The 25,817-nt window shown below is 66.1% G+C and carries 27 protein-coding genes and 2 pseudogenes; 20 read left to right on the top strand and 9 right to left on the bottom strand.

Annotated features, from left to right (window positions below; genetic code table 11):
• Positions 1-15 precede the first annotated feature (15 nt).
• From GXN78_RS13725 to GXN78_RS13695, 8 genes are all read left to right on the top strand, one after another.
• Positions 16-867, top strand: a complete 852-nt coding sequence (locus tag GXN78_RS13725) for an ABC transporter permease (protein ID WP_106560999.1) — start codon at positions 16-18, stop codon at positions 865-867.
• A gap of 59 nt (positions 868-926) precedes the next feature.
• Positions 927-2,306 (top strand): FAD-dependent oxidoreductase, encoded by a 1,380-nt coding sequence (locus tag GXN78_RS13720; RefSeq protein ID WP_106561000.1) that lies wholly within the window; start codon positions 927-929, stop codon positions 2,304-2,306.
• On the top strand, positions 2,303-3,475 hold the full coding sequence (locus GXN78_RS13715) for a CoA transferase (RefSeq protein ID WP_106561001.1): 1,173 nt from the start codon (positions 2,303-2,305) through the stop codon (positions 3,473-3,475). Before GXN78_RS13720 ends, GXN78_RS13715 begins: the two co-directional genes overlap by 4 nt.
• 154 nt (positions 3,476-3,629) lie before the next feature.
• Positions 3,630-4,406 carry an enoyl-CoA hydratase-related protein gene (locus tag GXN78_RS13710; RefSeq protein ID WP_106561002.1) on the top strand — a complete coding sequence of 259 codons (777 nt, stop codon included), beginning with the start codon at positions 3,630-3,632 and terminating at the stop codon, positions 4,404-4,406.
• Between the two features lie 25 nt (positions 4,407-4,431).
• Positions 4,432-4,770 (top strand): ferredoxin, encoded by a 339-nt coding sequence (gene fdxA, locus GXN78_RS13705; RefSeq protein ID WP_106561003.1) that lies wholly within the window; start codon positions 4,432-4,434, stop codon positions 4,768-4,770.
• Between the two features lie 30 nt (positions 4,771-4,800).
• A complete protein-coding gene (locus GXN78_RS13700; protein ID WP_106561004.1) occupies positions 4,801-5,715 on the top strand; it encodes a LysR family transcriptional regulator in 915 nt (304 codons plus the stop codon).
• A 106-nt stretch (positions 5,716-5,821) separates the two neighbouring features.
• Complete coding sequence (locus GXN78_RS41935) at positions 5,822-5,944, top strand: hypothetical protein (RefSeq protein ID WP_258187288.1); 123 nt, start codon at positions 5,822-5,824, stop codon at positions 5,942-5,944.
• 232 nt (positions 5,945-6,176) lie between these two features.
• Positions 6,177-6,908 carry a DnaJ domain-containing protein gene (locus tag GXN78_RS13695; RefSeq protein ID WP_146163207.1) on the top strand — a complete coding sequence of 244 codons (732 nt, stop codon included), beginning with the start codon at positions 6,177-6,179 and terminating at the stop codon, positions 6,906-6,908.
• Between the two features lie 27 nt (positions 6,909-6,935).
• On the opposite strand, the gene GXN78_RS13690 is transcribed toward GXN78_RS13695, so the two are convergent.
• Together GXN78_RS13690 and GXN78_RS13685 are read right to left on the bottom strand one after the other, a co-directional pair.
• Positions 6,936-7,127, bottom strand: a complete 192-nt coding sequence (locus GXN78_RS13690; RefSeq protein WP_106561006.1) for a DUF3606 domain-containing protein — start codon at positions 7,125-7,127, stop codon at positions 6,936-6,938.
• A gap of 129 nt (positions 7,128-7,256) precedes the next feature.
• Positions 7,257-8,132 (bottom strand): LysR family transcriptional regulator, encoded by an 876-nt coding sequence (locus tag GXN78_RS13685; RefSeq protein ID WP_106561007.1) that lies wholly within the window; start codon positions 8,130-8,132, stop codon positions 7,257-7,259.
• A gap of 135 nt (positions 8,133-8,267) precedes the next feature.
• On the opposite strand from GXN78_RS13685, the gene GXN78_RS13680 reads away from it, so the two are divergent.
• Positions 8,268-9,107 carry a DMT family transporter gene (locus GXN78_RS13680; protein WP_239142705.1) on the top strand — a complete coding sequence of 280 codons (840 nt, stop codon included), beginning with the start codon at positions 8,268-8,270 and terminating at the stop codon, positions 9,105-9,107.
• 276 nt (positions 9,108-9,383) lie between these two features.
• On the opposite strand, the gene GXN78_RS13675 is transcribed toward GXN78_RS13680, so the two are convergent.
• Positions 9,384-10,178 (bottom strand): SDR family oxidoreductase, encoded by a 795-nt coding sequence (locus GXN78_RS13675; protein WP_106561404.1) that lies wholly within the window; start codon positions 10,176-10,178, stop codon positions 9,384-9,386.
• Between the two features lie 164 nt (positions 10,179-10,342).
• Between GXN78_RS13675 and GXN78_RS13670 the strand changes: the two genes are divergently transcribed.
• Positions 10,343-11,281, top strand: coding sequence for a GlxA family transcriptional regulator (locus tag GXN78_RS13670; RefSeq protein ID WP_106561403.1), 939 nt, complete (start codon positions 10,343-10,345; stop codon positions 11,279-11,281).
• Position 11,282: 1 nt separating this feature from the next.
• Here the strand turns inward: GXN78_RS13670 and GXN78_RS13665 are convergent, their stop codons facing one another.
• Together GXN78_RS13665 and GXN78_RS13660 are read right to left on the bottom strand one after the other, a co-directional pair.
• Positions 11,283-11,654, bottom strand: coding sequence for a DUF1161 domain-containing protein (locus tag GXN78_RS13665; RefSeq protein WP_106561402.1), 372 nt, complete (start codon positions 11,652-11,654; stop codon positions 11,283-11,285).
• A complete protein-coding gene (locus GXN78_RS13660; RefSeq protein ID WP_106561401.1) occupies positions 11,654-11,893 on the bottom strand; it encodes a hypothetical protein in 240 nt (79 codons plus the stop codon). Before GXN78_RS13660 ends, GXN78_RS13665 begins: the two co-directional genes overlap by 1 nt.
• A gap of 191 nt (positions 11,894-12,084) precedes the next feature.
• On the opposite strand from GXN78_RS13660, the gene GXN78_RS13655 reads away from it, so the two are divergent.
• On the top strand, positions 12,085-12,645 hold the full coding sequence (locus GXN78_RS13655; RefSeq protein WP_106561400.1) for a GNAT family N-acetyltransferase: 561 nt from the start codon (positions 12,085-12,087) through the stop codon (positions 12,643-12,645).
• Between the two features lie 122 nt (positions 12,646-12,767).
• Complete coding sequence (locus GXN78_RS13650; RefSeq protein WP_106561399.1) at positions 12,768-13,091, top strand: DUF1090 family protein; 324 nt, start codon at positions 12,768-12,770, stop codon at positions 13,089-13,091.
• 128 nt (positions 13,092-13,219) lie between these two features.
• On the opposite strand, the gene GXN78_RS13645 is transcribed toward GXN78_RS13650, so the two are convergent.
• Positions 13,220-14,962 carry a SagB/ThcOx family dehydrogenase gene (locus tag GXN78_RS13645; protein WP_239142704.1) on the bottom strand — a complete coding sequence of 581 codons (1,743 nt, stop codon included), beginning with the start codon at positions 14,960-14,962 and terminating at the stop codon, positions 13,220-13,222.
• A 390-nt stretch (positions 14,963-15,352) separates the two neighbouring features.
• Entirely contained in the window at positions 15,353-16,159 is an 807-nt protein-coding gene (locus GXN78_RS13640) for a transglutaminase family protein (RefSeq protein WP_106561396.1), read from the bottom strand.
• A gap of 606 nt (positions 16,160-16,765) precedes the next feature.
• Between GXN78_RS13640 and GXN78_RS13635 the strand changes: the two are divergent.
• Positions 16,766-18,040, top strand: a pseudogene (locus tag GXN78_RS13635) (IS256 family transposase).
• Positions 18,041-18,123: 83 nt separating this feature from the next.
• Here the strand turns inward: GXN78_RS13635 and ltrA are convergent.
• Complete coding sequence (ltrA, locus tag GXN78_RS13630; protein ID WP_106561505.1) at positions 18,124-19,398, bottom strand: group II intron reverse transcriptase/maturase; 1,275 nt, start codon at positions 19,396-19,398, stop codon at positions 18,124-18,126.
• An 897-nt stretch (positions 19,399-20,295) separates the two neighbouring features.
• Here ltrA and GXN78_RS13625 point away from each other — a divergent pair.
• From GXN78_RS13625 to GXN78_RS41225, 5 genes are all read left to right on the top strand, one after another.
• The gene (locus tag GXN78_RS13625) at positions 20,296-20,577 is read left to right on the top strand and encodes a DUF5372 family protein (protein WP_106561481.1); all 282 of its coding nucleotides are present in this window, start codon (positions 20,296-20,298) and stop codon (positions 20,575-20,577) included.
• 458 nt (positions 20,578-21,035) lie between these two features.
• Positions 21,036-21,617 (top strand): recombinase family protein, encoded by a 582-nt coding sequence (locus GXN78_RS41240; RefSeq protein WP_239142824.1) that lies wholly within the window; start codon positions 21,036-21,038, stop codon positions 21,615-21,617.
• Positions 21,618-21,837: 220 nt separating this feature from the next.
• Positions 21,838-22,263 (top strand): zinc ribbon domain-containing protein, encoded by a 426-nt coding sequence (locus GXN78_RS41235; RefSeq protein ID WP_239142703.1) that lies wholly within the window; start codon positions 21,838-21,840, stop codon positions 22,261-22,263.
• Positions 22,264-22,286: 23 nt separating this feature from the next.
• On the top strand, positions 22,287-22,439 hold the full coding sequence (locus GXN78_RS41230) for a hypothetical protein (protein WP_164255452.1): 153 nt from the start codon (positions 22,287-22,289) through the stop codon (positions 22,437-22,439).
• Between the two features lie 176 nt (positions 22,440-22,615).
• Positions 22,616-23,170: a hypothetical protein gene (locus GXN78_RS41225; RefSeq protein ID WP_164255451.1), complete on the top strand. Its 555-nt coding sequence runs from the start codon at positions 22,616-22,618 to the stop codon at positions 23,168-23,170.
• Positions 23,171-23,178: 8 nt separating this feature from the next.
• Here the strand turns inward: GXN78_RS41225 and GXN78_RS13605 are convergent, their stop codons facing one another.
• Positions 23,179-24,234 (bottom strand): IS110 family transposase, encoded by a 1,056-nt coding sequence (locus tag GXN78_RS13605; protein WP_239142702.1) that lies wholly within the window; start codon positions 24,232-24,234, stop codon positions 23,179-23,181.
• 419 nt (positions 24,235-24,653) lie between these two features.
• On the opposite strand from GXN78_RS13605, the gene GXN78_RS13600 reads away from it, so the two are divergent.
• Together GXN78_RS13600 and GXN78_RS13595 are read left to right on the top strand one after the other, a co-directional pair.
• The gene (locus tag GXN78_RS13600) at positions 24,654-25,475 is read left to right on the top strand and encodes a site-specific integrase (protein ID WP_239142701.1); all 822 of its coding nucleotides are present in this window, start codon (positions 24,654-24,656) and stop codon (positions 25,473-25,475) included.
• 62 nt (positions 25,476-25,537) lie between these two features.
• Positions 25,538-25,735 (top strand): annotated as a pseudogene (locus tag GXN78_RS13595) (transposase zinc-binding domain-containing protein); the annotation flags it as partial.
• Positions 25,736-25,817: the final 82 nt, after the last annotated feature.

Raw genomic sequence — 25,817 nt, 5'->3', positions numbered from 1 at the left:
GCGAGGCCCTTTTTCATGAGCACTTCTTCTCTCGACGTGAGCAGCGCCTCCGCTGCCACCCTCGCCGCGGCCGACCCCGAGTACCAGGCCTGGGCCACGGCACGCCAGCGCCGCCTGTGGCGCCGCCGCCTCCTGCCCGCGCTGGGCATCACCGGCCTGATCGTGCTGTGGTGGGCGGTGATCGCGATCTTCGACGTCAAGCCCTTCATCGCGCCCTCGCCCTGGGCGGTGGTGGAGACGCTCTACGCCAAGCGCGCGGTGCTGCTCGACAACCTGCTGCCCACCGCCATGGAGGCGGCCGGCGGCTTCCTGCTGGGCAACCTGGCGGCGATCGCCATCGCCACCGTCTTCGTGCACAACAAGACGCTGCAGGACATCTTCTTTCCGGTCGTGCTGATGTTCAACGCCATCCCGCTGGTGGCCAAGGCGCCGGTGCTGGTGCTGATCATGGGCAACGGCATGGAGCCCAAGATCACCATCGCGGCGCTGGTGTGCTTCTTCCCGACGCTGGTGAACATGGTGCGCGGCCTGGAGTCGGTGAACCCGCAGGCGATGGAGCTGATGCGGGTGCTGTCGGCCAGCAAGACGGAGATCTTCTTCCGCCTGCGCCTGCAGAACTCGCTGCCTTACCTGTTCTCGGCCCTGCGCATTGCGGCGTCGATGAGCGTGATCGGTGCGGTGGTGGGCGAGTGGGTGGGTGCCACGGTGGGCATCGGCGCCATGATTTTGCAAGCCACCTTCAACTTCGATTCGCCGCTGCTCTACGCCGCGATCGTGATGAGCGCCACGCTGTCCGGCCTGTTCTTCCTGCTCGTCACCTTGGCCGAGCGCTGGATCATCCGCTGGCAGCCCGAAAGCCAGCACTGAACGACCTCAAGGGGCGACTCCAACGCCGCCCCGACTCGAAATTTATTTAGGAGACCCCTATGAGCCGTATTGGCGACTGGATGCAAGAACCTGCGCACGACATTCGCGTCGCAGCCGAATCGGATGTGGTGGTGGTCGGCGGCGGCCCCGCCGGCCAGGCGGCCGCCGTGGCTGCTGCGCGCAACGGCGCCAGCGTGACGCTGCTGGAGCGCTACAACCACCTGGGCGGCCTGGCCTCCGGCGGCATGGTGCTGGTGCTCGACGACATGTGGGACAGCCACCTGCGCGAGATCTCGGTGCGCGGCATCTGCCTCGAGATGATCGAGCGCATGGCCGAACGCGGCCTGGCCGAGTACCCGAAGCAGAAGGACTGGGGCACCCTGCCCGAGTCGGTGCGCCGCTGGAAGCGCTGGGGCACCTTCGACTTCCACAGCAAGGACAAGCCGCACCCCATCTGCTTTGCCGCCGCCTTCGACCCGGACGCCTTCAAGCGCGCCTCGCTCGACATGGTGCAGCAGGCCGGCATCAACCTGCGCCTGCACTCCTGGTTCTCGCGCACGCTGGTGGAAGACGGCCAGGTCAAGGGCGTGGTGGTCGAATCCAAGAGCGGGCGCGAAGCCATCCTGGGCAAAGTGGTGATCGACGCCACAGGCGACCTCGACGTGGCGGCCTCGGCCGGTGCGCCGCACATCAGCGGTGCCTACATCGTGACCACCGTGTTCCGCCTCGGCGGCGTCGACACCGACGAAGCCGAGCGCTTCGAGCACGAGGAGCCGGAGGCCTTCGCGGTGCTCGACCGCGAGGTCAAGCACATCCTGGGCGGCGCCTGGGATTCGTGGTGGCTCAAGACGCCGCTGCCCGGCGTGGTGTGGTGCAACTGCCCGCACATGGCGGGCCTGGATGGGCTCAAGGTGACCGACCTGACGCGCGCCGAAGTGCAGGGCCGCGCCACCATCCACAAGGTGATCGAGTTCATCCGTGCCAAGCTGCCCGGCTTCAAGGATTGCTACCTGGTCGACCTGGCGCCGCAGACCGGCATCCGCCAGACCCGCCTGCTGGAAGGCGAGTACGTGATGACCAAGGAAGACGTGGCGCAGCGTGCCCGCTTCGCGGACAGCGTGGCGCGTGGCCGCGACTACTACTACCCCTTCCGCACCCTGGTGCCGCGCAGCGTGGAGAACCTGCTGGTGGCCGGACGCCACTACTCGTCGACTTCGGCCGCGCAGAAGATCTCGCGCGAGATCCCGCCCTGCATGGCGATGGGCGAGGCCACCGGCACCGCCGCCGCGCTGGCGCTGGATGCCGGCGTCGCGGTGCGCAACGTGGACATCGCGAAGCTGCAGCGCACGCTGCGTGCGCAAGGCGCGGACCCCGGCGACCAGAAGGGCCCGAACGCAGACACCCCGGCGATCGCCCGTTCCTTCGCGGAGGCCGCATGATCCATTCGAACGGCAACAACCTGCCGCTGGCCGGCATCCGCGTGATCGACTTCACGCAGGTCATGATGGGCCCGGTCTGCACCCAGATGCTGGCCGACCATGGCGCCGACGTGATCAAGATCGAGCGCAAGGGCGCGGGCGACCTGAGCCGCTCCACCTTCGCGCCCGTGGCGGGCGAGGACAACCCGATCTTCTGCAGCCTCAACCGCAACAAGCGCAGCGTCGAGATCGACCTGCGCGACGCGGCCCAGATGGAGCTGGTGAAGGCGCTGATCGCCGACAGCGACGTGGTCTGCAACAACTTCCGCGCCGGCGTGATGGAGCGGCTGGGGCTGGGCTACGAGGACTGCCGGCGCATCAACCCGCGCATCGTCTACGCGGTGGGCACGGGCTTCGGCGAAACCGGGCCCTACGCGCACAAGGGCGGGCAGGACGTGCTGGCGCAGGCACTCACGGGCGTGATGGCACGGCGTGCCGACGCCACCGTGCCGGTCTCGATCTACCCCACGGCGCTGGCCGACTACACCGCCGGCATGCACATGGTGCAGGGCATCCTGTTCGCGCTGCTGCAGCGCGAGCGCACCGGCGAAGGCCAGAAGATCGCTGTGTCGCTCTACAACTCCATGCTCGCCATGCAGATGCAGGAAGCCGCGATGGTGATGATGGAAGACTCGGAGGTCAACTGGGCCGCGATGCCGCTGTCGGGCGTGTTCGACACACAGACCGGACCGCTGGTGCTGGTCGGCGCCTTCAAGGCCAACCCGCTGCGCGACATCTGCGCGGCGCTGGAGATCGAGGACCTGTCGCTGGATGCGCGCTTCGCCGATCTCACCGCGCAGTTCGCGAACAAGGCCGAGCTGCACGCGATCTTCCGCGACCGCTTTGCGAGCCACACGCGCGAGCACTGGCTGGCGCGGCTGGAAGCACAGGACCTGCTGTCGGCGCCGGTGCGCGACATGCGCGAGGCGCTGGTCGATGCGCAGACCCTGCACAACGAGATGATCCTGGAGGGCAACTCGTCCTCGGGCCGCAAGCTGAAGTTCATCGCCAGCCCGATCTGCATGTCGGGCGCGCAGGCCGAGCTGCGGCGCGCGCCGCCGCGGCTGGGCGAGCACACGGAAGAGCTGCTCGCCGAGGCGCGGGCTTTGATCGAGGAGGCCGACGCATGAGTGCCGCACGGCCGCCCGAAGGCACTCGCTCCGCAGTCGAAGGCGAAGGCGAAGGCGAAGGCGAAGGCGAAGGCGAAGGCGAAGGTACTCCAATGACGTGCCGGGCCGCTCCCAAGTCGAATAGCACCGCAGCGCGCAGCGCGGAGGTTTCCAAATGACTGTTTCCTTCAACGTCGCGAACCACGTCGCGACCGTCACCATCGACCGTCCCGAGGTGCTCAATGCGGTGGACATGGCCACCGAGGCCGAGCTGCTGCGCATCTGGGACGAGATCGAGCGCCGCGACGACGTGCGCGTGGTCGTGCTCACCGCCACCGGCGAGCGCGCCTTCAGTGCCGGCGCCGACCTCAAGAACACCTCGAACCTGAAAGGCGTCGAGTACTGGGCCGCCGCCCGCCCCGGCGGCTTCGGCGGTATCGCGCTGCGCGAGACGCTGGACGTGCCGGTGATCGCGCGCGTCAACGGCCTGGCACTCGGTGGAGGGCTCGAGATGGTGCTGGGCTGCGACCTGGTCGTGGCCTGCGAGGAGGCGAGCTTCGGCCTGCCCGAGCCGCTGGTGGGCCGCCTGCCGCTGGACGGCGGCATGGTGCTGCTGCAGCGCCAGATCGGCTTCCGCCATGCGATGGGGATGATGCTCACCGGCCAGCGCGTCAACGCCCGGCGCGCGCTCGAGATCGGGCTGATCAACGAAGTGGTGCCGCGCGCCGAGCTCGATACCGCCGTCGAGCGCTGGGTGCAGCAAATGCTGGCCTGCGCGCCGCTCTCGCTCAAGGCCATCAAGCAGGTAGTGCGGCGCACCGGCATGCTCTCACCGTCGGAGGCCCACGGCCAGCGCCTGCCCGCGCTGATGGCCGCCCTGCGCTCGGAAGACGCCGACGAGGGCGTGCTGGCCTTCCAGCAGAAGCGCAAGCCGCAGTGGCTGGGCCGCTGAGCCGAGCGTCGCGAAAGCCACGACCATGGCCCACGTCATCACCACCGCCTGCATCGACTGCAAGGACGGCGCCTGCGTCCCGTGCTGCCCCGTCGATTGCATCTACGAAGGCGAACGCACTCTGTACATTCACCCGGATGAATGCATCGACTGCGGCATTTGCGTGTCCGCCTGCCCGACCCAGGCGATCTACGAGGAGCATCGGCTGCCGCCCGAGCTCACGCATTACATCGCCATCAACCGCGAGTTCTTCGGCGCCGAGGTCAGCGGCCTGGGCTCGCCCGGCGGCGCCGAAGGGCGGCGCATCGCCTGCGACCATCCGCGCATCGCGCTGGAGGCGCCGAGCGCAGCGGCCGCGAGGTAGCGGCGAGGCCTTCTTCGGGAGGGTGCGGCCATGCACGCCAGCATCCTGAAGTACTTCATCGAGGTGGCGAGCTGCGGCTCGGTGCGCAAGGCCTCGGAGCGGCTGTTCGTCGCGGCCAGTGCGGTCAACCGCCAGATCCACAAGCTGGAGGACGAGCTGGGCGTCGAGCTCTTCGACCGCCTGCCCAACGGGCTGCGGCTCAACCCTGCGGGCGAGCGGCTGCTCAAGCATGCGCAGGAGACGTTGCACCAGTTCCAGGTGATGCGCACCGAGCTCGATGCGCTCAAGGGCGAGCGCACCGGCCATGTGAAGGTGGCGGCGATGGACTCCTTCTTCGAGGAGCTGCTGCCGGCCGCGGTGGAGGAGTTCCTCCAGATCTTCCCCGCCGTGACCTACACCATCGCCTCGACCCAGCCCATGGAGGTGCCGCAGCTGGTGATGTCGGGCCAGGCCGACGTGGGCATGAGCTTCGTGGGCCGGTTGCCCGGCGGGGTGAAGGCGGTGAGCCTGGCCAATCTGCCGATCGGCATCGTGCTGCCGCCCGGCCATCCGCTCGCCAAGCACGATCGCATTGCGCTGAAGGACTGCGCGGGCTATCCGTTTTTGCGCTCCAGCTCGCACCCTGTGATCAGCGCCTCGCTGTCGGCCGAGTTTGCGGCCTTCTGGGACGACATGGAACCGGCCGCGACCTGCAACTCCACGCCCTTGCTCAAGCGGCTGATCATGGGCGGCAAGGGCATTTCCTGCTTTTCGAAGATTGCCTTCATCGAGGAGCTCAAGCGCGGAGAGCTGCTGTGGCGGCCCTTTGCACTGCCGGCACTGAATCAGCTGCTGGTGGGGATCATGGTGCCGACGCAGCGGGCGCTGCCGCATGTGACGCAGAACTTCATCGGGCGGATGGCGAGGAGGTTGACGCAGCTGGAGTTGACTGCCGCCGCGTTGTGACTTGCTCCCTCCCCCAGAGGGGAAGGAGCAAGATCGCGGGGTGTCGGCTGACATGCACACTCGCCGCTGCGCCGCAGAATCAATCAGCTCCACCAAGGAGAGGACCGTGAAGCATCGAAGCATCACCCTCGCGTTCGTCATCATCGCCATGGCCGCCTTGTCCGCCTGCGACCCCAAGCCGCAGCCGCCGAAGGCAAGCGCCCTGCCCTCGCTGCAGGCCATCGCCTGAGCCTCGCGCCCTGAAGCTGCGGCCCCGTCCGCGGCTGTCGGCTGGCGTGCTTCCCCGCCCCTCGCGGCCGGCGGGTGTGAGAAATGCCTCGCCCGCGCTTGCGAATCTCGCAGCGCCTTGCCGAAAACTCACTCTCCGTCACTTTTTTCGGCCCCCTCCCGATAAGATCCCCGGCGGGCGAGAGAGCCGGTCCGCACCGGGCCGTAAAAACAAGCAAAACCGAGGAAGAACAGTGAAGTCTGCATACCAGGTCCTGGGTGTCCCCGGCAACGCGACCGCGGCCGACATCGAGGAAGCCGTCGAGCGCGCACGCGCGTTCTACACCCCGCAGAAGATGGCCGAGGACTCGCGCTTTGCCGAACAGCTGAGCGAGGTCAACGATGCCCACAAGGTGCTGCGCGACCCGGAATCCCGGCAGGCGCACGACCGGAAGCTTGCGAGGCAGGCTTCATCGCCGCCCTCGCGCCCCGCCCCCTACGCCGCCACCGTCGTCGAGCGCGAATCCGGCATGCCTCGGGCCCTGGTGATCATCGGCCTGCTGGCCATCGCCTTGTTCGCGGGTGGCGCCTACGTGCAGCACCGCCGGCAGGCGGCGCAGGCGGAGATCGCGGCCAAGCAGCTGGAAGTGGCCCGGCAGCAAGCCATCGCAGAAGCCGAATCCAGGCAGGCCGCGGAGCAGGAAGCCCGCGAGAAGGCTCGGCGCCAAGCGGACCAACTGGCCCAGGACCGGGCCTTCCGCCGCGAGTCGGACGCCGCCATCGCACGCGCGCAGAACCTGCAGGCGCGCCAGGATTCGCTCAACGCGCAGCAGCGCGCGGCCGAGCTGCGCGAAGAGCAGCGCAAGGCGAGCGAGGTGAGGGCGGACGAGCAACGCCGCATCAACGAGAGCCAGCGCCGGGTCGCTGCCGACCGGCAGCGCATCCGCGAGCTCTGCTACGTCAACTACCGGCGCTACGACTGCTGATCCGAAGCCTGGCCCGGCGCCAGGCGCTCACTTGCCGAGGTGGTCGCGCACGTCCTGCACCGAACTGCCCACGGCGGCCACGGCCAGCCGAAGCTCGGTCTCGCTCACGCCGAGCGCCTCGGTCCAGTAGTCGACGTCGCTCGGGTCGGTGACGTCGATGATGCGAACGCTCGCCGTGTCGGCGACGGAAGGAATGAACAGGCGGGCGGCTGAGGTCATGGCGTGTGGCATTGGAAGTTCAATTGGATTCACTCCGCAGCGTGCCCCGGCGCCGAGCCCGGTCGCGTAGGAAAAGCCTGCATCGTCCTACCCGCGAAAGGCGCACGCGCCCCGGCCCGGCCCGCCGGATCAGGCCCAGGTTTCCAGCACCGCCGCGCGCACCGCCTCCACCGCCGGCGCGCGCCGGCCCTCGGGCTCCACCCAGCACAGCCAGGTGTGCGAGCGCCAGCCCGGCCAGATCTTGAGCTCGCCCTTGCGCTCGCCCTGCTCGGCCTGGTCCAGGCGCAGCAGGCCCGGGCCCAGCCCGCTGGCGACCATGCTGCGGATCGCGCCTTCGCTGTCCGCCGTGCGGCCGGGGCGGTACTCGCGGCCGGCGCTGGCGAACAGGCTGTCGAGGTGCTTGCGCATCACGCAGGAGTTGGGCGTGCCCACCCATGAGAGCTCGGTGAGATCCTCCAGCTTCAGCGCCGGCCGCGCCTCGGCCAGTGCCGCAGGCAGCGTCACCACCAGGTCGACCACGCCCAGCCGATGCAGCGCCAGGCCCTCGATCGCCTCGGCGTCGTTGAGCGCCAAGGCGCAGTCCAGCTCGCCGCGCTGCACCGCCGCCAAGGTCTGATACGACAGGCCCTGCTGCAGCTGCAGCGACACCTGCGGATGGCGTTCCGCCAGCTTCACCAGCACCTCGCCCAGCCGCAGCGCCACCGGGTCGACCACCGTGCCGAAGCGCACCACGCCCTGCGCCGCGCCGCGGATCTGCTCGGCGGCCGAGCGCATGCGCATCGCCGAGGCCAGGGTGCGCTCGGCTTCCTCGAGCAGCGTCTGGCCGGCCTCGGTCGCCACCATGCCGCGCGGCGTGCGCTCGAAGAGCTTGACCCCGAGCTCGTCTTCCAGCGCCTTGAGCTGCGCGCTGACCGCCGGCGCGCTGGTGAACACCCGCTCGGCGGCCCGCGTCAGGCTGCCTTCGCGGGCAATGGCGACGAAGGTCTTGAGTTGGTAGAGCTCCATGGCGGCGATTGTGAGCGCCTCGCGCGCACGAGGCCATTCGCAAATCCTGAGGCCCCCGTCCAAAGAAACGAATGGTTTTCAGGGGGGGCGACGCCCATTCTTCGGGGCATCGAATTCATCTTCAGGCTTGTTCTCATGCGTACCCCCTCCTCCTCGCTCGGCATCGCCGCGCTGCTCGCCGCCACCTCCGCGTGGGGCGCCATGTTCCTGGTCAGCAAGGACGTGCTGCGGCACGTCGACCCCTTCTGGTTCACCTTGATCCGCTACAGCCTCTCGGCCCTGATCTTCGCCGCGCTGCTGGCCCCGCGCGGCGCCGCGCCGTGGCGCAAGCTGCGCAGCCACGCCGGCCCGCTGGCCCTGCGCGGCGTGACCGGCTTCGGCGTGTTCAGCGTGATGCTGCTGACCGGGTTGGCGCATTCGGTGCCCTCGCACGGCGCGATCATCATGGCCACCACGCCGATCAGCACGCAGCTGCTGCGCTGGGTGCTCGACGGTGTGCGGCCCACCCGCACCACGCTGCTGAGCAGCGCGCTGGCGCTGGCGGGCGTGGTCGTGGTCTCGGGCGTGCTGGCGCCGTCGAACGGCGATGCGGCATCGACCGCGTGGGGCGACGCGATCGCCTTCGCCGGCACGCTGGGCTGGGTCTGGTACACGCGCGGCGCCACGCAGTTCGCGGGGCAGCTGGATGTGGTCGAGTACACCGGGCTGACCGTGCTGGCCGCCTGGCCGCTGCTGGCGCTTGGTGCGCTGGGCGCGAGCGCGATTGGGCTGGCCGAGGTGCCGCAGGTGGAGGGGCTGCGGCTGTCGTGGCATGCGCTGCTGTACGTGGGGCTGATTCCTTCGGCCTTTGCCGTGCTGGCCTACAACTTCGGGGTACGCACGCTGGGGACCGTGACGGGGACGGCGTTCATCAACTTCGTGCCGGTGTCGGCGCTGCTGATGAGCGTGGGGATGGGGAAGCTGCCTCGGGGGTGAGTTGTTGGGGATGGGGATGGTGGTGGGGGCGTTGTTGATTCACACGGCGGGGAGCCGGTGGGCGGCCGGGGCTGCTACTGTGCCGGTCAGGGCGCGCGTCGATGGGGTTTGCCGCGCTTCGTCGTGAAGTTTTGTGTGGGACCCCGTATGGCTCCCTCTCCTCTGGGGAGGGCTGGGGGGCACGCGGCGGTGGTGGCGATGACGGCGATTCGAAGGCCTGGTGCCTCATTCTAACCCTTCCCAGAGGAGAGGGGACAAGACGGGGCCCGGCGGGAGTCAGGCGTAGCGCGCCGCCACCTGCGAATTCGACAACCGCCCCGACATCGCCCGCCGCGCCGCCTCGTACACATCCCAATCCGCCTTATCATGCAGCGAGGGAATCGTGACCGCCTCCCCCCGGTCCAGCCCCACGAGCGCCGCGTCGACCAGGTTCTCGGCCGTCATCACGATCTCGCTCGGCAGATGCTGCACCGGCAGCCCGGCGATATCCCAGAACTCGGTGGCCGTGGCGCCGGGCAGCACCGTCTGGATGCGCACGCCCTTGTCGGCCAGTTCGTGCTGCAGCGAATGCCCCAGCGCCAGCACATAGGCCTTGGTCGCGCCGTAAACCCCGTTCAGCGTCTCCGGCGAGATGGCGACGATGGAGGCGATGTTCACCAGCGTCGCGCCCTCGCGCTCCACGAAGGCCGGCACCGCGGCGTAGGTCAGGCGGGTGAGCGCATTCACGTTGAGCGCGATCATGTCTTCCATCTTCCCGATGTCCGATCCGAGCAGCGGCGCGGTCGCGCCCAAGCCGGCGTTGTTGACCAGCATCGTGATCTTCTCGTTGCTGCGCAGCACCTCCTCGACGCGCGCCAGCGCGGCCTTGTCGCTGAGATCGGCGACCAGCGTCTCGACCTTGCGGCCGGTCTCGCGGGTGAGCCGCTCGGCCAGCGCCTGCAGCCGCTCGCGGTTGCGCGCGACCAGGATCAGGTCGTGGCCGCGGCGCGCCAGCCGGTCGGCATAGACGGCGCCGATGCCGGATGAAGCGCCGGTGATGAGGGCGGTGCCCCGGGTGTTTGCTGCAGTCATGGCGTCAGGTCCTTTGGGTGGATTCGGGATTCGGGACCGTCGAACGACCGACGGGCTGGATCGAAGTGTGCTCTGCGCCGCCATGTCCCGAATGCCATATTTCCCACATTTCAGGACATGCTGATCCATTGACCATCCGGCCCGCCGCACGTACGCTCCGCCCCATGCGACGCATCGGCATCCTCGTCTTCCCCGGCTTCCAGATCCTCGACCTCGCGGCCATCGCCGCCTTCGAGCTGGCCAACATGCAGCTCGGCCAGGTGCACTACCGCGTCGAGGTGCTGTCGGAGCATGGCGGCCTGGTCGCGAGCTCCAGCGGCGCGGCGGTCGATTCCCGGCGCTTCACCACCGCCCGCTTCGATACCCTGGTGATGACCGGCGCGCTGGTCGCCACCGCCATCACCCCCAAGGTGTGCCGCTTCTTGCGCTCGGGCATGCGCCAGGCGCGGCGCGTGACCAGCATCTGCACCGGCGCCTTCGCCCTGGCCGAGGCCGGCCTGCTCGACGGCCGGCGCGCGACCACGCACTGGGGCTTTGCGCAAGAGCTGCAGAAGCGCCATCCGCTCATCCAGGTGCAGCCCGATCGCATCTTCATCAACGACGGCCCGGTCTGGACCTCCGCCGGCATGACGGCCGGCATCGACATGGTGCTGGCGCTGGTCGAGCAGGACCTGGGCGCCGAGATCGCGCGCGCCGTCGCGAAGAAGATGGTGGTGTATTACCGCCGGCCGGGCGGCCAGTCACAGTTCTCCGCCATGCTGGAGCTGGAACCGCAGTCGGACCGCATCCAGAAGACCCTGGCCCATGCCCGCGCCCACCTGCGCGAGCCGCTGTCGGTCGAGGACCTGGCCGATGTCGCGCACCTGAGCCCGCGGCAGTTCAGCCGGGCCTTCAAGGCCGAGACCGGGCAGTCGCCGGCGCAGGCCGTCGAGAACCTGCGGGTGGAAGCTGCGCGCACGCTGATCGACGCGGGCGAGCTCGCGCTGGGCGTGGTGGCGCGCGAGGCGGGGTTCGGGGATCCGGAGCGGATGCGGCGCGCCTTTCTGCGGACGCTGGGGCAGCCGCCGCAGAGCATCCGGCGCAGCGCGCGGCTGATGGCTTGAGCTACCTGCGGCAGTCGCCGCCCATGTTCACCGTGCCGTCTCGGCACTCGGTCAGCATCGGCTCGTTGCGCTGCCGTGCGGGCGCGGGCGCCGGCGCAGGCTGCTGCGCCGGCCGGCCCGCCGAGACCGCGCCATGGGTCGGCCCCGGCTCATACACGATCTTCTTCGTGCCCAGGTCGCAGGTGCCGACGACACGCCCGCCGGCTTCGGCCGAGGCATCCACAGTTGTGAGGATGAACTGCGTCACGCCGCCCGCGCGGATCTTCGCGTCGATCTGGGCCATGAGCGCCTCGCAGCCGGCGGCCTGCGCATGCGCGGCGCCCGCGAACGCCAGCAACGCCGCGGTGATAAGGAAACGACTTGTGATGACCATCAGGCGTAGTTCGTGTTGCGTCGTCGCGGGTAGGAGGTCGCGGCGAGGCGGCTCAGCAGCTCGAGTTCGCGCGCCTCTTCGGCTTCTTGCAGGCTCCTGGCGGCGCGCTGCGTCACGTACTGGGCGAAGAGCGCGTCGACCGACGCGTGCCATCGCGCGATGCTGCCATCCGCCGGCAACTCAGGAACGGCAACGCCGTTGCGGCGCAGCAGCAGGGCCTTGTGGGCAGTGTCGAGCATGGGAATCCTCCGGGGTCGTCGGCGTATCCGGAGCAATCTAGCCAACGCACGCGGCCGCGAACATCGGCCGCATGGCCTATGCGCGTGTCAGACAAGATGTCGCATTCCTTCAAGAAGGTGCGGGCACGCAAGCCTAAGCTGACTGCATCCGCCGGTCATCCGACCGCCCGGGGAGTGAAGGAGAAAGAGCCATGTTGGATTTCGAGGGGCGCGTGGCGGCGAGCAGCCGCATCCGCCCCGCTGCACGCCACGAGGCCACGCCGATCGCATCGATCCGCATGGCCGCCTATTCGCAGTACCGCAAGAGCGCGCCTCCGGGCGTCTTCGATGCGTACCTCGACGACCTGCGCCACGTCGAAAGGCCGGAGGACGGCACCCAGCTGCTGGTCGCCGAATGGCAGGGCCGGGTGGTGGGCAGCGTGGTGTTCTACCCCGACGCGGGCCTCGCGGGCATGGGCCTGCCCAAGGGCTGGGCGGGCTTCCGCAAGCTGGCGGTGCACCCGGACGCCCGCGGCCGCGGGCTGGGGCGCCGGCTCGCGCAGTACTGCGTGGACCGTGCCCGCGAGCTCGGCGCGCTGACGCTGGGCATCCACAGCTCGTCATTCATGACGACGGCCTGCAAGCTCTACCACCAGATGGGCTTCATCCGCTGCCCCGAGCACGACCTGCGCGCCACGGCCATCCTGGGGATGTCGCCGGTGGTGGACGATGTGGCGGTGATTGCGTTTCGCATGAACCTGCGCACGCGCTGAGCGCGGCCGGGTCGTGCCGGGCGTCCAGAGCCGCAATCCGCAATGGGCGAATCCTCGATGCTGGCGACTGTCCCGAACATCGACAGGATGAGGAAGCGTCCGTTGCCGACGCATGATGCGTCATGCTCCTTAAACCGCACGTCCTGGCCATCGCATTGGCTCTGGCAGTTCCCGCCATCGCCCAGCCCGCAGACCCGGCGGGCAATGCCGATTGCAAGGCCGAGGAAGCCGCTATCGAGCGGAACATGGAACTTGCCCGTTCCAAGGGGCAGATGCTGCACCGGCAGCGGCTTGCCGAGGCCTTGGCCACCCTGCAAGCGCGTTGCAAGACGCTCGATCCGGCGCAGACCCGCGCCGCACGCATCGAGGCGCTGGAGCAGGTCATCCGGGACCTGCGGCAGGAACTCAACCGCGCAGAAGAGCAACTGCGCACAATAAAGAACTAGCACGCCACCCGTCGATGCGAACGTGCGCTACCGCACAGACGCGCACCCTAGCCGCCCCTACCCTGGGTCGCAAAGGGCGCACCACCGGAATGCCCGACGGAATCCCCGTGGTTCATGGGCATCGCCGATCACGATGTGCCGTAGGGCGCCAAGGTGGTCAGCCGGCTGTCCTGCACCGGGCCGCCGATCGTGAAGTGATAGAGCGACTGGAACGCCAGGTCGCTGAAGCCGAACACCCGGTGCACCGGATCGTCGAAGAAGCAACCGATGCCCGTGCCCCGGATGCCCGCGGCTTCGGACTCCAGGTACAACACCTGCCCGATGATCCCGGCCTCCCAGAAGAGCAGGCGATAGAACCAGGGCCCGTGCGTGAACAGGGCGTCCCGATACTCCGCGATCATGCCGAGCGAAAGGACCCCGTCGCCCGCGATGTCCTGCTGGCAGCTCACTTGCGTCGCGAGCCGCCTGGCATCGCCGCTTTCCAGCTTGCGAAGGGGAAGGCCCGCCGGGCATCCGGGCGGGCTGGACCAGTCGAAGTGCGGATGCATGGCGCGCTTCAGCTTCTCCAGCTTGTGAGGGTCGCGGACGAGCACGTACAGCCCCGCGTCGAGTCCGTCCACCCGATGAACGAACATCGCGAGGTGGATGCACGGCTCCCAGGCCATGGCGTCCCAGGGCGCCGGCCGCCGGTTCGCTTCCAGATCCACGCGCGGCATCGCGCGCGCGAGCATGCCGTAGAAGCGCTCGGCCGTGATCGAGGTCCGGCCGTCGCAGGCCAGGAGGCTTCGCCGCTGGCGGATGATCCGGCCGGCCGGCGGTCCGTCCGGGAACGCTGTGCGTGGATGCGTTGGAGCGGGCGCGTCGAACAGGTCCAGGCCATGGCGCTCTCCGATCGCTTTGCGCGAGGCGAGCGCCACTTCGTCGATGGCGGTCCAGGCGACCGGGTCGTCGCGGCTGAGCCGATTCGCTTTGCCGCACCAGCCTTGCTGCTGCACGAGCTCGCGCGCCAGCAGCGGATCGAGGCTGAGCGGCAGCGTGCGCTGCGCGCCTGCACACCACGGCCCGGCCGAATCGTTCGGCCAGACGAGCATGACGAGTTCAGGCTGTTCGCGCTCGGCGCCTGCGAAGTCCTCGGCGCGGTCCAGCCCCAGCAAGGCTTCGATGGTTTCATCGGCCAGGCCGTGCAACACGACAGCGCGCCATCCCAGGGTCGCGGCGGCGATGCGAAGCGTGGCGATGGCGTGGCCCACGTCGTGCTGGCAATAGCGGAACGCGCGCTCGCCGTACTTCCACGCTTCGCGCCAGAAGATCGACGAGAGGCCGACCAAAAAGGCCTGCGGGGGAAACTCGCGCATCAACTGGGCGAACCACCCGGCGGAACCGGTCGTGCGCCGTTCCAGCGCGTGCTCTCTCGGCGCGTAGTGGTACAGGCCGGGCGCGGGGGCCAGCCCGGGAAGCGCGCCGATCAGCAGGTAGCCCTCGGTGGGATGCAGGTTGCCGCTCGAAGGGTTGCTGCGCAGCGCCCAGCGCATGCCGCCCGCCTGCTTCCAGGCCGACAGCGCAAGCGCGTACTCGAACAGCCGCGACAGCGAGCGCAGCGTGAGCGGCGCGCTCGGCACCGCGTCCCGCCTAAAGATGTCCTCGTAGCGGGGCGACAGCGGCTCCTCGTCCACGCCGAGGATGGGCAGCTGCGTGAGCGGCGCCCCCTCGTAGCGGCGAAACGGGTTGGGTTGGTTCACCCAGTCCAGGGCGCCGGGGGAGCGCGCGTAACGGTGGAGCTGGTGCTTGGTGCGCTCGTGATAGCGCAGCACCGCCTCGAGTTTGTCGGCGTCATGCATCTCGGCACCGGCCCATGGTTGCAATGGGGTCATTGTCTCGTCCCTTGGCGCTGGGAAATGGAAGCTACCACCGTGCGCCCGCCCTTCCCCTCACTCTGTCCTCCGACCCTCCAACGCCCTTCTGCCCTCCGGCGTGATCTCCTCACCACGATCCCCGGCTGAGGACCTCCGCCCCATGGATCGAGCGTCACCTGCATCGCGGCCTTCACAAGGCCGGCCAGGATCAGGGGCGGATGGCTTCGATGTCGGGGTCGTTGGTGAGGACGTGGGGAGGCGGAGTGGGCGATGCGGTGGAGGAGTGCGGTGGGCATGAGACGGGTGGGTGCAGGCACAAGTCTCATGGCCTGCTGCCTTTGAGTCAGCCGCGTTTGAGTCACAAATTGCGCAGGCTGACAACGGAAGTTCGCCTGCATTCCTTTTCAATCACGGAATCTCATCGCACCAGACCTTGAATCCATCCAGCTCGTTGGGGCCGAAGGTGCTTGACAACGCCACGTCGCTGGCGTCGCGCCCCTGCGCAATCAGCACGCGGCCGATGCGAGGCACGTTGTTGCGCGCATCGAAGGTGTACCAGCGGTCACCCAGGAAAGCCTCGAACCAACCCGCAAAGTCCATCGTGCCGTACGGCGGCAGGGTCCCGACATCGCCGAGGTAGCCGGTGCAATAACGGGCCGGAATGTTCAGGCAGCGGCATAGGGTGATCGCCAGGTGGGCATAGTCGCGGCACACGCCTTGCCCTTCCTTGAAGGCTTCAAAGGCCGAACGGGTGCGCCGGGCGTGCTGGTAGCCGAACTCGATGTGCTGGTGCACGAAATCGCAGACCGCCTGCACGCGCCCCCAGCCGGTCGGTCCGGTCCCAAAGTGCTGCCAAGCAAAATCAGACAGCAGGTCGGTTTCGCAGTAGCGGCTCCCCAGTAGGTAGAGCAAGGTGGACTCGGGCAGGTACTCCACCGGCGTCTGCGGCGCCGAGGGCACGATGATGTCCAGCGCGCCGCTGTCGTGGATCACGGTATCCGTACTCAGTACAAAGCGGCCCGCGGGTGCGACCAGGCGTGTGCACCAGTTGCCAAACAGATCGCGGTAGGCGGTGGTGGGGACGGCCGGCTTCGTGAGCAGATGGTCCGGGCGCAGGAGATCCGAGGCGCGCGAGTAATGAATGCTGAGGGTCAGGATCATCGGCGTCGGCCGGGGAAACTGGTAGGCGATTTCAAAACCGAGCTGGATATTCATCAACCCATGATGCGCCTTGATTCGCGCTTCCGCAGGGACTGCTTGGGTTGGGTCACCAAATATCCTCGCGTGCTCGTGCAGATCAGATCTTGAGTGGTTCTGGTCGATCTGAATGACCAACGGTCACCACGTGCAATGGGGGCGCGGTTTCCGGCGACTTGACCACAAGGAAAGTGCCCAGGCCAGGCATCCATGGACAACGCCGCTCCCAGATGCTGGGAGCGCTCGATGACGAGGCACAACGGGGGTCAGTTCCTGATGTCGCTTGATAGATCGCGAGAGTTCGCGGTCGCGAGGCGCCCGGCTGCGTCCGGTGCGAAGCCAAAGCCGGTTCAAGACTGTTGGATAGGGGTAGGAAACGGCTCTCGCCGTCCCCTCCCTCCGAACCCGCTGTGCAGTTCTCCCGCGACGGGCTCTCCAGTCAGTTGTTTCCGCACCGGGATTGGCGCGCCAATTGATGGGCTTCGGATAGCGTGAACAGCCCAAGACTAGCGAAGAAGGAATTTGGCCATCGTTTGTGATCGCTAAGACAGAGCCTGTCAAAAATTTTGTGTTCGAGGCATAGCATGACGACCAGGAGCATGTATGCCAGTAAGCAAGACGAAGATGAAGAACGCGGCGATCGCCGCCAAGATGGCGGCGCTGCCGTCGATTCCGAAGGAGTTGATTGACCAGTTCGTCACCGGCCCCATGACCGGTGACGCAGTCAATGAGGCGACGGCCGCGTTCAAGAAGGCGCTGATCGAGCGCGCCCTGGGTGCCGAGATGTCGCACCACCTGGGCTACCCGAGCGGCGCGAGCAAGCCCGAGGCCAGCGGTGGCAATCAGCGCAATGGCAGGAGTGCCAAGACGGTTTTGGCCGGTGACGGGCCACTTCGCATCGAGGTGCCGCGCGACCGCGAGGGCTCCTTCGAGCCAGTGCTCATCCCAAAGCACGAACGCCGGTTCACCGGCTTCGACGACAAGATCGTGGCCATGTACGCGCGCGGCATGACCATGCGCGAGATCCAGGGCTTCTTGATGGAGAGCTACGCGGTGGAGGTGTCGCCCGAGTTCATCAGCTCGGTCACCGACGCCGTCATGGTCGAGGTCGGAGCTCGGCAGGCCCGGCCGCTGGAGCCGATGTACCCGGTGGTCTTTTTCGACGCCTTGCGCGTGAAGATCAAAGAAGACGCGGTGGTGCGCAACAAGGCCATCTACTGGCCTTGGGGTGCTGCCCGATGGCACGCGCGACATCCTCGGCCTGTGGATCGAAGGCACCGAGGGCGCCAAGTTCTGGATGAAGGTATTCAACGACCTGAAGACCCGCGGCGTGGTGACATCCTCATCGCCGTCACCGATGGTTTGAAGGGCATGCCCGAGGCGCTGGCGGCGGTGTATCCGGCTACCACGTTGCAGACCTGCATCGTGCACCTGATACGCAACTCGCTGGACTACGCGAGCTGGAAGGACCGCAAGCTGCTGGCCGCGGCGATCAAGCCAATCTACACGGCCGCGAGCGCCGAAGCGGCCGAGGCCGAACTCGATGCCTTTGCTCAAGGCCCCTGGGGTATCAAGTTCCCGACCGTGGTCGCGGCTTGGCGCCGTGCGTGGGATCGGGTGATTCCGTTCTTCGCGTTTCCGCCGTCCATCCGCCGGGTGATCTACACGACCAATGCCATCGAGAGCATCAACGCGCAGTTGCGCAAGATCATCAAGTCGCGCGGCCACTTCCCCAGTGATGACGCGGCCTCCAAGCTGATCTGGCTGGCGTTGCGCAACATCACGACCGACTGGGGGCGCGCGGCGCACAATTGGAAGGAGGCGATGAATCAATTCGCGATCCTCTACGAAGAGCGCTTCACGCACGCGGCCCAAGGCAACGCAAAATCAGGAGGTTGAACCATGAATACATGGCTCAACCGGGGCGCCTCCGGCGGCCTGGCGGGGGCCTGAAGACATAAGAAAAAACAATCGAGAACAAATCAATCAACCGGCCTCGAACACAAAAATCCTGACAACTCCCTAAGACATCGTCCCTGACCCGGTCGGTGTTTCTGTTTTCGCAACATCGCCCGCAGTCGACGCCGAACAAAGCCGTCGACTGACGAGAATGTGTACCGGTGGGCCTGTTTGAAGTAGGCGTACCAACCCTTCAGGGTCGGGTTGAGCGACGCGATCACACTCTCGATGGACCCGCCGTGATTGCGGGGCGTCCGGGCACGAACTTTGTCCCGTAACGCCATCAAGCTTTTCGCACGCACCAACCGCCGCCCGGCTTCAAACCGGTACCCCAGAAACTCGAACCCTTGCCCCTTCTCCCGGCAATCCCCAATGTGGGTCTTGTCGGGATGTAGCGTCAGGCCGTTCGCACTCACCCAAGCACGCAAACGAGCGAGCGCGGCTTGCGCTTCCTCTCGACTGCGACACAACACCACGGCGTCGTCTGCGTATCGCACCATTACCAACCCGGCTTCGCGCATCGCTACGTCCAGCTCGTGAAGGTAAGCGTTCGCGAGCAAGGGGCTGATTACTGCCCCTTGAGGACTACCGGAGATCGGCGTCCACCGCTTCAAGTCTTCCATGATGTCTTGCTTGAGAAAGCCCTGAATGAGCTCCAGCACGTGACCGTCACCGATACGGGCTCCCACTTTCGTGAGAAGGGGGTCATGTGGAATCGTGTCGAAGTAGCTTTGCAGGTCCGGATCCACTACCCAGAAGTAGCCCGCTTTCAAATGCCGGTCCACTTCGCGCAGCGCATCCTTGCAGCCGAGACCTTGCCGGAAGCCGTAGCTTCTGGGCTCGAATTCGTGCTCAAAGATGGGCTCGATGACCAGCTTCAGCGCCGCCTGAACCACGCGGTCTTTTACAGCAGGTATGCCGAGCGGGCGCTGCTTCTTGCCCTTGGGTATGTAAACACGCCGTACCGGCAACGGGCGATAACTCCCGTCCCGCAGCGCTTGCGCCAATTCAGCCAAATAGTGATGCCGTCCTTGCGCGAATCGCTCCACGCTCATTCGGTCCACCCCAGCCGCCCCAGCGTTCTTCGCCACCTGGATCCATCCAAGCTCCAGCGTTTCAAGGCGATAGACTTTATCGATCAAACTGTACCATTTACCTCCTCGAACTCCTCTTTGTAGAGCAGCCAACATAGCTTCCGTCCAGATTGGAGCTGGCACGAATTTCCGCTGCACGCAGCTTCCCAGCACGCCTGCATCTTGTTTAGTCGTTGCCGACACTGTCGATGCTTCAATTGTCATATCTCTGCTCCTTTCCGGTCTTCAGCTATCAACCTTCCTGCCCCACTTCCCTAATGCGCCTTTTGCTCTGACACATTTCTCCACGGTTCAATTTAAGTTCCCCGTGATCGGTACTATTGGGACTCTGACTCCTGCCAGCGTTCACCGCACCGGCAGGTCTCCCCGCTTATCTCGTGCCATCTTCCTGTCGTTCCGTCCTCAACCACGTGGTACGCCACATCACCGCTTCTATGAGGACGGTTTTGTCAAGGCATGATGATCATGGCGGGACCTGTTCGTAGCATCCGATCGAAGTACCGACGGGGTGCGACATCCATCGTGATCCGAGGTCAGGGACTGTTGGAGGTCCGAGTCGGTACTCGAACAAGCTTCTATCCGTGCAGGACATTGGAGTCCGACACCACATGCAGCATGCGCGCCAGAGGCGCTTCTATGAGGACGGTTTTGTCAAGGCATGATGATCATGGCGGGACCTGTTCGTAGCATCCGATCGAAGTACCGACGGGGTGCGACATCCATCGTGATCCGAGGTCAGGGACTGTTGGAGGTCCGAGTCGGTACTCGAACAAGCTTCTATCCGTGCAGGACATTGGAGTCCGACACCACATGCAGCATGCGCGCCAGAGGCGCTGGCAATCCCTGCTTACCGACGCGCCCCTTCTTTGAGGACGGTCGCCCTGTGGCGACCCGCGGTGACAACGGGCGCGTCGACCTGTGATCATGATGTTGGCATTCTGTACTGTGTGACTCTGGTTGCTCAGGCGTGAGCTACTGCGGGTTTCAGGTGCGCGCCCGCCGGGATCTCGCCGTCCTGCAAGTAGCGCCACAGTGCGATGACCAGGCGCCGCGCCAGGGCTACCACGGTTAACGTCAACTGCACTCTCGTCCAACCAGTCGTTGGGTTGGGCCGAGATTCGGCATCCGTTTCATCCACGTAGGGGGCAGCGCTTTGCTGTACTGAAGGCGCGATACGTTGCGGGTGTGGACACGCTGATCCTTCGGGATGATGGCGAGCGCCTCAGCTTCGCCATCGCTCGCGAATGGACCGACCTCGCCGCGCCCAATCCATCCCAGCGAGTTGACGGCTCGACGGCTCGGCTTGACCTGGGCTCGCTGTGCGATCTGGTCGCGCTGCTTGAGATCCTGGCAGCTCGCTCGTGCGGAGGGCTTGTCAAATGAGCGTTCATGAACTATTGTCGGACCAGTTATATCTGTGGTCCGTCAAGAATGACAGAGCCGACCTCTTCAGCCCTCAAGCGACGCCGCAGGCAACTGCTGCGCAAGATGCCGCCGCTGGACGCTGTGCTTCGGGGCTCCTTGATCGAACGCTACAAGCGCTGCGGCAAATCAAACCGTAAGTGCGCAGAGGGTCCCGGACACGGACCCAAGTACTACCTCTCGGTGAGCTACCGGGCAGGTCGCCTCAAATGGACTACGTCCCCAGGCCGAGCACGCGCAGGTATGCGAGCACCTGGCCAACTACGCCCAAGTGCGCGAGATCTTGGAGGAGATCTCCGAGATCAACCACGAACTGCTGCGTCGGCGAGAGCCACCTGAGGTGCAACGGTGAGCCAGGTATCACCCTGTCGCCCACCGTCCCCATCGATCTCTCAGTTGGCGCGACTCTGTTGGCCAACATGCTGATCGCCATGATCGAGGCCGACCCGACGCTCATGTCCAGTGTGGAGGCCTGCGATGAACACGACCATCACCAAGCGCACCTGAGCAAACCGGCGTACATCTACGTGCGGCAGTCGACACCGGGTCAGGTGCGTCACAACCAGGAGAGCACCGAGCGCCAATATGCGCTGCAGGACAAGGCACGGGCCATGGGGTGGCCGCAGGTCGATCCGCGTGCTGGATCGGGACCTGGGCCGCTCGGGGCACAGATCGCCGGTCGCGAGGACTTCAAGACGTTGGTGGCGGATGTCTCGATGAGCCAGGTCGGAGCGGTGTTTGCCCTGGAGGTGTCGCGCCTGGCGCGCTTCGAGCCTCGACTGGCATCGGCTCCTGGAACTGTGTGCCCTGACGCACACCCTGGTGATCGATACCGATGGCTGCTACGACCCCGCGGACTTCAACGACGGACTGGTGCTCGGAATCAGGGGCACGATGGCCCAGGCCGAACTGCATTTCTTGCGCGGGCGCCTCCTGGCGGCAAGCTGAACAAGGCGCAGAAGGGTGAGTTGCGCTTCCTTGCCGGTAGGCTTTTGCTTTGACGACCACGACCGCATCGTCATGGATCCCGACGACGAAGTGCGGGGCCGTGCAACTGGCGTTTCGAGTGTTCCGGGAAACGGGCGAGTGCCTACGCCGTTGTCCAACGCTTTGCAAGGGACGGCCTGCGCTTCCCAAAGCGCGCCAATGGAGGTGTGGGCTACCAAGCTCGTTTGGGGTCGACTCAGCCAGAGTCGTATTCTGACCCTGCTGAGGAACCCGATGTATGCCGGCATACGTTTTCGGCCGCCGCCAGTACGCCAGAAGCATCACCCCGAGGGCGAGGTGCGCAAGAATGTGCGGGCGGGTCCCCATGCCGGAGTGGCGTGTCCACTGCGTGAACACCACGAGGGCTACCTCACCGTGGAGGAGTTCGATCAGAACCAGCGGCGCCTGGCGAATAACCGCAATAACGCGGAAGGGACCGTGCTCAGCGGTCCGGCACGCGAAGGCCTTGCGTTGCTCCAGGGAATGCTGTTGTGCGGCACCTGCGGGCGGGCGGTCCTAGTGCGCTATCAAGGCAACGGCGGCATCTATCCCACCTACCAATGCACGGAGGCGCCGCGAGGGCTGGCCACGAAGAACTGCTTCAGTGTGCGCACCGAGCTGCTCGACGACGCCATCTGCGCAGAGGTATTCAGGCCCTGAAGCCAGCCGAACTCGAGTTGGCCTTGGCAGCCTTGAACGACCTTGAGCAGCGCAACCAAGCCGTCATGCGTCAGTGGCACATGCGAATCGAGCGCGCCGAGTATGACTGCGCATTGGCCAAACGCCGCTATGAAGAAGTCGACCCGTCCAATCGCCTGGTCGCCGCAAAGCCTTGAGCGCCGCTGGAACGAAGCCATGTTGCACATTGACGAAGTCAAGTCCGAAGCCGCAAATTTCCAGACCCAGAAGGCCCACGTCGTGACGCCCGAGCAGAAGACGAAGGTTCTGGCTCTGGCTCGTGATCTGCCGCGCGTCTGGCGCCTGCGACGACCTGTCGAAGGATCGCAAGCGGATGCTGCGACTGCTCATCCGCGACATCACGGTCGAGAAACTCACTGATGCGAGACAGGTCGTTCTGCACGTTCGCTGGCAAGGTGCCTGCACCGACACCACGATTCCTCTCCCAAGCCCGATCGCAGACCAAATGCTTTACCCGCGCCAGATCATCGAACGCATACGAGAACTGTCCAGCCGGCTCTCCAATCAACAGATCGTCCAGGCCTTGAATGAAGAGGGCCTTCGCAGTCCGCGTGGACTGCCAATTACGCGGGCAATGATCAAATGGATCCGCATTCGCTACGCCGTGCCTTCCGTCTGTCTGATGCGTCCAGAAGAGCTCACAGCCGGGCAACTTGCTGATCGCCTATCCGTGAGTGTCTATTTTGTTCGCTACTGGATAAAGCGCGGAGTTATTGATGCACGCCATCTCGGCGCACAGGGCCCCTGGTGGATCACGATCACCGACCAACAGGAGCAGCAACTCCGTGATCGCATACGCACCTCAGGTCACTTGAAGAACCATCGCGAGACGCTACCCGACGTCTATCATCCCAACTCTCAGCTGTGAGGAGTGCTTTATGAAGCCACCATCACGATCCCCACACGGCGCATGCGCTTGCCCGCGCCGGCGAAGCGCCGGTTGAACCACTGCGTGAGTGCGCTGCCGGGCTGTAGGCGGAGCCAGCTCCAAGCCAACTCCACCAGCAAGCCTCGCACTCGCCTGTTGCCGGCCTTGCTGATGCCCTGCTCGATATCGCTGTCACCGCTGGCATACGGCGTGGGCACCAAGCCCAGGCTGCCTGCGAGTTCGCGCCGGTTGGCGAAGTGCCGCCAGCCGAACACTTCCTTCACCAACACCCAGGCACCCTTGGGCCCGATCGCACGCAGGCGCGCGAGGTGCGCGACCAGCGGCTGCTTGCCCTCGGCCAGTTCCTTGCAGCGCGCAGCTTCGACCGCTCTGACTTGCTCCTTGACCAGCTTCAGGCGAGCCCCCTCTCGCTCGATTTCCGCGCGCAACATCGGCGGCACCTGATTACGATGGCGCTCCCACCACACTGTCCAGTCGCGTCCGCCGATGACGATCCCTGGCCGCAGGTTGTGCACCAACAGCGAACCGATGCGGTTCGTATGCGCGATACGCTCGTGAGTCAGCCGTTGCAATTCACGGTGCACACGGCGTGCGTCCTCGTCCTCACTGCTTGGTTCGCGCAGCACCGACCATACGTGCTCGCCCGCGTGGTGGCGAATGAGCATGGCCAACAGCTTGTCCGCATCGAGCCGATCGGTCTTGGCTCGCCGTGCGCGTCGGTTGACCTCGATGCTTGCCGCATCGACCACGATGTTGTCGACACCTAACTCGCTCAGCCAGCGATGCAGCCACCAGCCGTCACGCCCAGCCTCGTAGCAGCTGTGCACCTGCGCCTGGGCGCCGGTGCGCAGCCGCGCCCCGGCCTTGACGATGCAATCGGCCACGGCAGCTGTATCGCCGGCGCCTACGGTATAGCGGCTCACGCGGTGACGGCTATCGCCGATGCTCAGCTGCCAATGCTTGTCGCCGAGCTCGAAGCTCATGTACAGATCGCCGCCGCCGGCGGTATCCTTGCCTGGTAGGACTGTTCGGGTCGTCGTCATTTCCATACTCCTTCGCAATAGAGAATCGGAAATACGGTTTTAGCTCGTTGAGCCGATTTGGCCAGTCCTACATAGCATCTTTATCCGCCACGCCAGCGTGATGCATTGCTTCCAGGCTTCGCCACTTTAGTGCAGGCTCGCCGCCATACCCCGCCGAAACAGGTTCGTCATCCTACGGACCGACATTTCGCTTCCGGTTGCTCTCCACCTCGCCTCGCGACGACGCAGTTACCTTCGGCTACGGAGCTGCGGCCAACTCCGACAGGGACTTTCACCCTGCTGATAGCACGCCTTCACGGGCGCACACTAAACCGCTCTCGCGGTAGGCGCTTCGCGCACCCCATGGATATGCCGTGACCCGGTTGCCGCCACCGTTGATGGCGAGGCAATCCCGCCTCGCCATCAACGGAGCAGCCACCATGGACACCATCACTTCGGCCGTTACCCCGCTGCGGCAACGCATGCTCGAGGACATGCGCATGCGCAAGTTCGAGCCTCGAACTCAGGAGGCCTACGTGCGCGCCGTGCGCAAGCTCGCGGCCTACCTTCACCGCCCACCCGACACGGCGACCGTGGACGAGTTGCGCGACTTCCAACTCCACTTGGTTGACTCAGGCACTTCACCCATCACGCTCAACGCAACGCTTAGCGGCCTGCGATTCTTCTTCGATGTCACCGTGGGCCGTCAGGAGGTCATGGTCAGGATGCAGCCGGTCAAGTTGCCCCGCAGCCTGCCGGTGATGCTCAGCCCGCAGGAAGTCTCTCGGCTCATCGCCGCTGCGAGCAACGTCAAGCACCAGGTGGCCTTGTCGCTCGCCTACGGCACGGGCCTTCGAGCCAGCGAGGTCGTGCACCTGAAGGTCACCGACGTGGACAGCCAGCGCATGACGCTGCGGGTGGAACAGGGCAAGGGGCGCAAGGACCGCTACGCCATGCTCAGCCCGGTGCTGCTGCAGCGCCTTCGCACTTGGTGGCGTATCGCACATGCCCAGGGCCGCATGCTGCCCGGTGGCTGGCTGTTCCCGGGCATGAACCCGACTGATCCGCTCACCACTCGCCAGCTCAACCGCGCTATTCACGACGCTGCCGACGCCGCCGGCATCCACAAGCGCGTATCGATGCACACGCTGCGGCACTGCTTCGCACCCCCTGCTGGAGAGCAAGGTCGACATCCGTGTGATCCAGGTTTTACTGGGACACAAGCGCCTGGAGACCACCACCGTGTACACCCACGTCGCTAATGATCTGCTGCACGAAGTCTTGAGCCCGCTGGAGACGCTGCCGCCGTCTTGAGGCGACTGCCGTGGGTCGACCTTCCCTGGAGGTCGCCGACATCTTCTGACAGCATGCGCCAGCGTGGCGCGTCGAGCAACGCGGCCATCTGAGCCTTGCGCAGCTGAAGGTCATGTCGGCCATCCAACAGTGCCGCAGCGCGGCGCTGGGTGGACATGTCTTGCGCTGCGAGGGCTGCGGTGCCGATCAGATCGCCTACAACTCTTGCCTTATGGGGAGTCTCCCGATACGGGGAGTTCGAGGAAGTCGAAGGTGTGGTGTTGCCCTGGACTCGAGCGTGCGCCTGCCGC

This window comes from Variovorax sp. WS11 (genome assembly GCF_010499245.1).
Classification (GTDB): domain Bacteria; phylum Pseudomonadota; class Gammaproteobacteria; order Burkholderiales; family Burkholderiaceae_C; genus Variovorax.
This window is presented reverse-complemented; position numbering and strand designations above follow the sequence as displayed.

Bases quoted from the DNA above. Each gene is read 5' to 3' on its own strand.
- GXN78_RS13715 (WP_106561001.1), top strand. From the start codon at position 2,303: ATGATCCATTCGAACGGCAACAACCTGCCGCTGGCCGGCATCCGCGTG.
- GXN78_RS41225 (WP_164255451.1), top strand. From the start codon at position 22,616: ATGCTGCGACTGCTCATCCGCGACATCACGGTCGAGAAACTCACTGAT.
- GXN78_RS13690 (WP_106561006.1), bottom strand. From the start codon at position 7,127: ATGACCTCAGCCGCCCGCCTGTTCATTCCTTCCGTCGCCGACACGGCG.
- GXN78_RS13725 (WP_106560999.1), top strand. From the start codon at position 16: ATGAGCACTTCTTCTCTCGACGTGAGCAGCGCCTCCGCTGCCACCCTC.
- GXN78_RS13660 (WP_106561401.1), bottom strand. From the start codon at position 11,893: ATGCTCGACACTGCCCACAAGGCCCTGCTGCTGCGCCGCAACGGCGTT.
- GXN78_RS13720 (WP_106561000.1), top strand. From the start codon at position 927: ATGAGCCGTATTGGCGACTGGATGCAAGAACCTGCGCACGACATTCGC.
- GXN78_RS41235 (WP_239142703.1), top strand. From the start codon at position 21,838: ATGTATGCCGGCATACGTTTTCGGCCGCCGCCAGTACGCCAGAAGCAT.
- GXN78_RS13670 (WP_106561403.1), top strand. From the start codon at position 10,343: ATGCGACGCATCGGCATCCTCGTCTTCCCCGGCTTCCAGATCCTCGAC.
- GXN78_RS13675 (WP_106561404.1), bottom strand. From the start codon at position 10,178: ATGACTGCAGCAAACACCCGGGGCACCGCCCTCATCACCGGCGCTTCA.
- GXN78_RS41240 (WP_239142824.1), top strand. From the start codon at position 21,036: ATGCTGATCGCCATGATCGAGGCCGACCCGACGCTCATGTCCAGTGTG.
- GXN78_RS13645 (WP_239142704.1), bottom strand. From the start codon at position 14,962: ATGACCCCATTGCAACCATGGGCCGGTGCCGAGATGCATGACGCCGAC.
- GXN78_RS13685 (WP_106561007.1), bottom strand. From the start codon at position 8,132: ATGGAGCTCTACCAACTCAAGACCTTCGTCGCCATTGCCCGCGAAGGC.
- GXN78_RS13710 (WP_106561002.1), top strand. From the start codon at position 3,630: ATGACTGTTTCCTTCAACGTCGCGAACCACGTCGCGACCGTCACCATC.
- GXN78_RS13640 (WP_106561396.1), bottom strand. From the start codon at position 16,159: ATGAATATCCAGCTCGGTTTTGAAATCGCCTACCAGTTTCCCCGGCCG.
- fdxA (WP_106561003.1), top strand. From the start codon at position 4,432: ATGGCCCACGTCATCACCACCGCCTGCATCGACTGCAAGGACGGCGCC.
- GXN78_RS13605 (WP_239142702.1), bottom strand. From the start codon at position 24,234: ATGACGACGACCCGAACAGTCCTACCAGGCAAGGATACCGCCGGCGGC.
- GXN78_RS13700 (WP_106561004.1), top strand. From the start codon at position 4,801: ATGCACGCCAGCATCCTGAAGTACTTCATCGAGGTGGCGAGCTGCGGC.
- GXN78_RS13600 (WP_239142701.1), top strand. From the start codon at position 24,654: ATGGACACCATCACTTCGGCCGTTACCCCGCTGCGGCAACGCATGCTC.
- GXN78_RS13665 (WP_106561402.1), bottom strand. From the start codon at position 11,654: ATGGTCATCACAAGTCGTTTCCTTATCACCGCGGCGTTGCTGGCGTTC.
- GXN78_RS13650 (WP_106561399.1), top strand. From the start codon at position 12,768: ATGCTCCTTAAACCGCACGTCCTGGCCATCGCATTGGCTCTGGCAGTT.
- ltrA (WP_106561505.1), bottom strand. From the start codon at position 19,398: ATGACAATTGAAGCATCGACAGTGTCGGCAACGACTAAACAAGATGCA.
- GXN78_RS13680 (WP_239142705.1), top strand. From the start codon at position 8,268: ATGCGTACCCCCTCCTCCTCGCTCGGCATCGCCGCGCTGCTCGCCGCC.
- GXN78_RS13655 (WP_106561400.1), top strand. From the start codon at position 12,085: ATGTTGGATTTCGAGGGGCGCGTGGCGGCGAGCAGCCGCATCCGCCCC.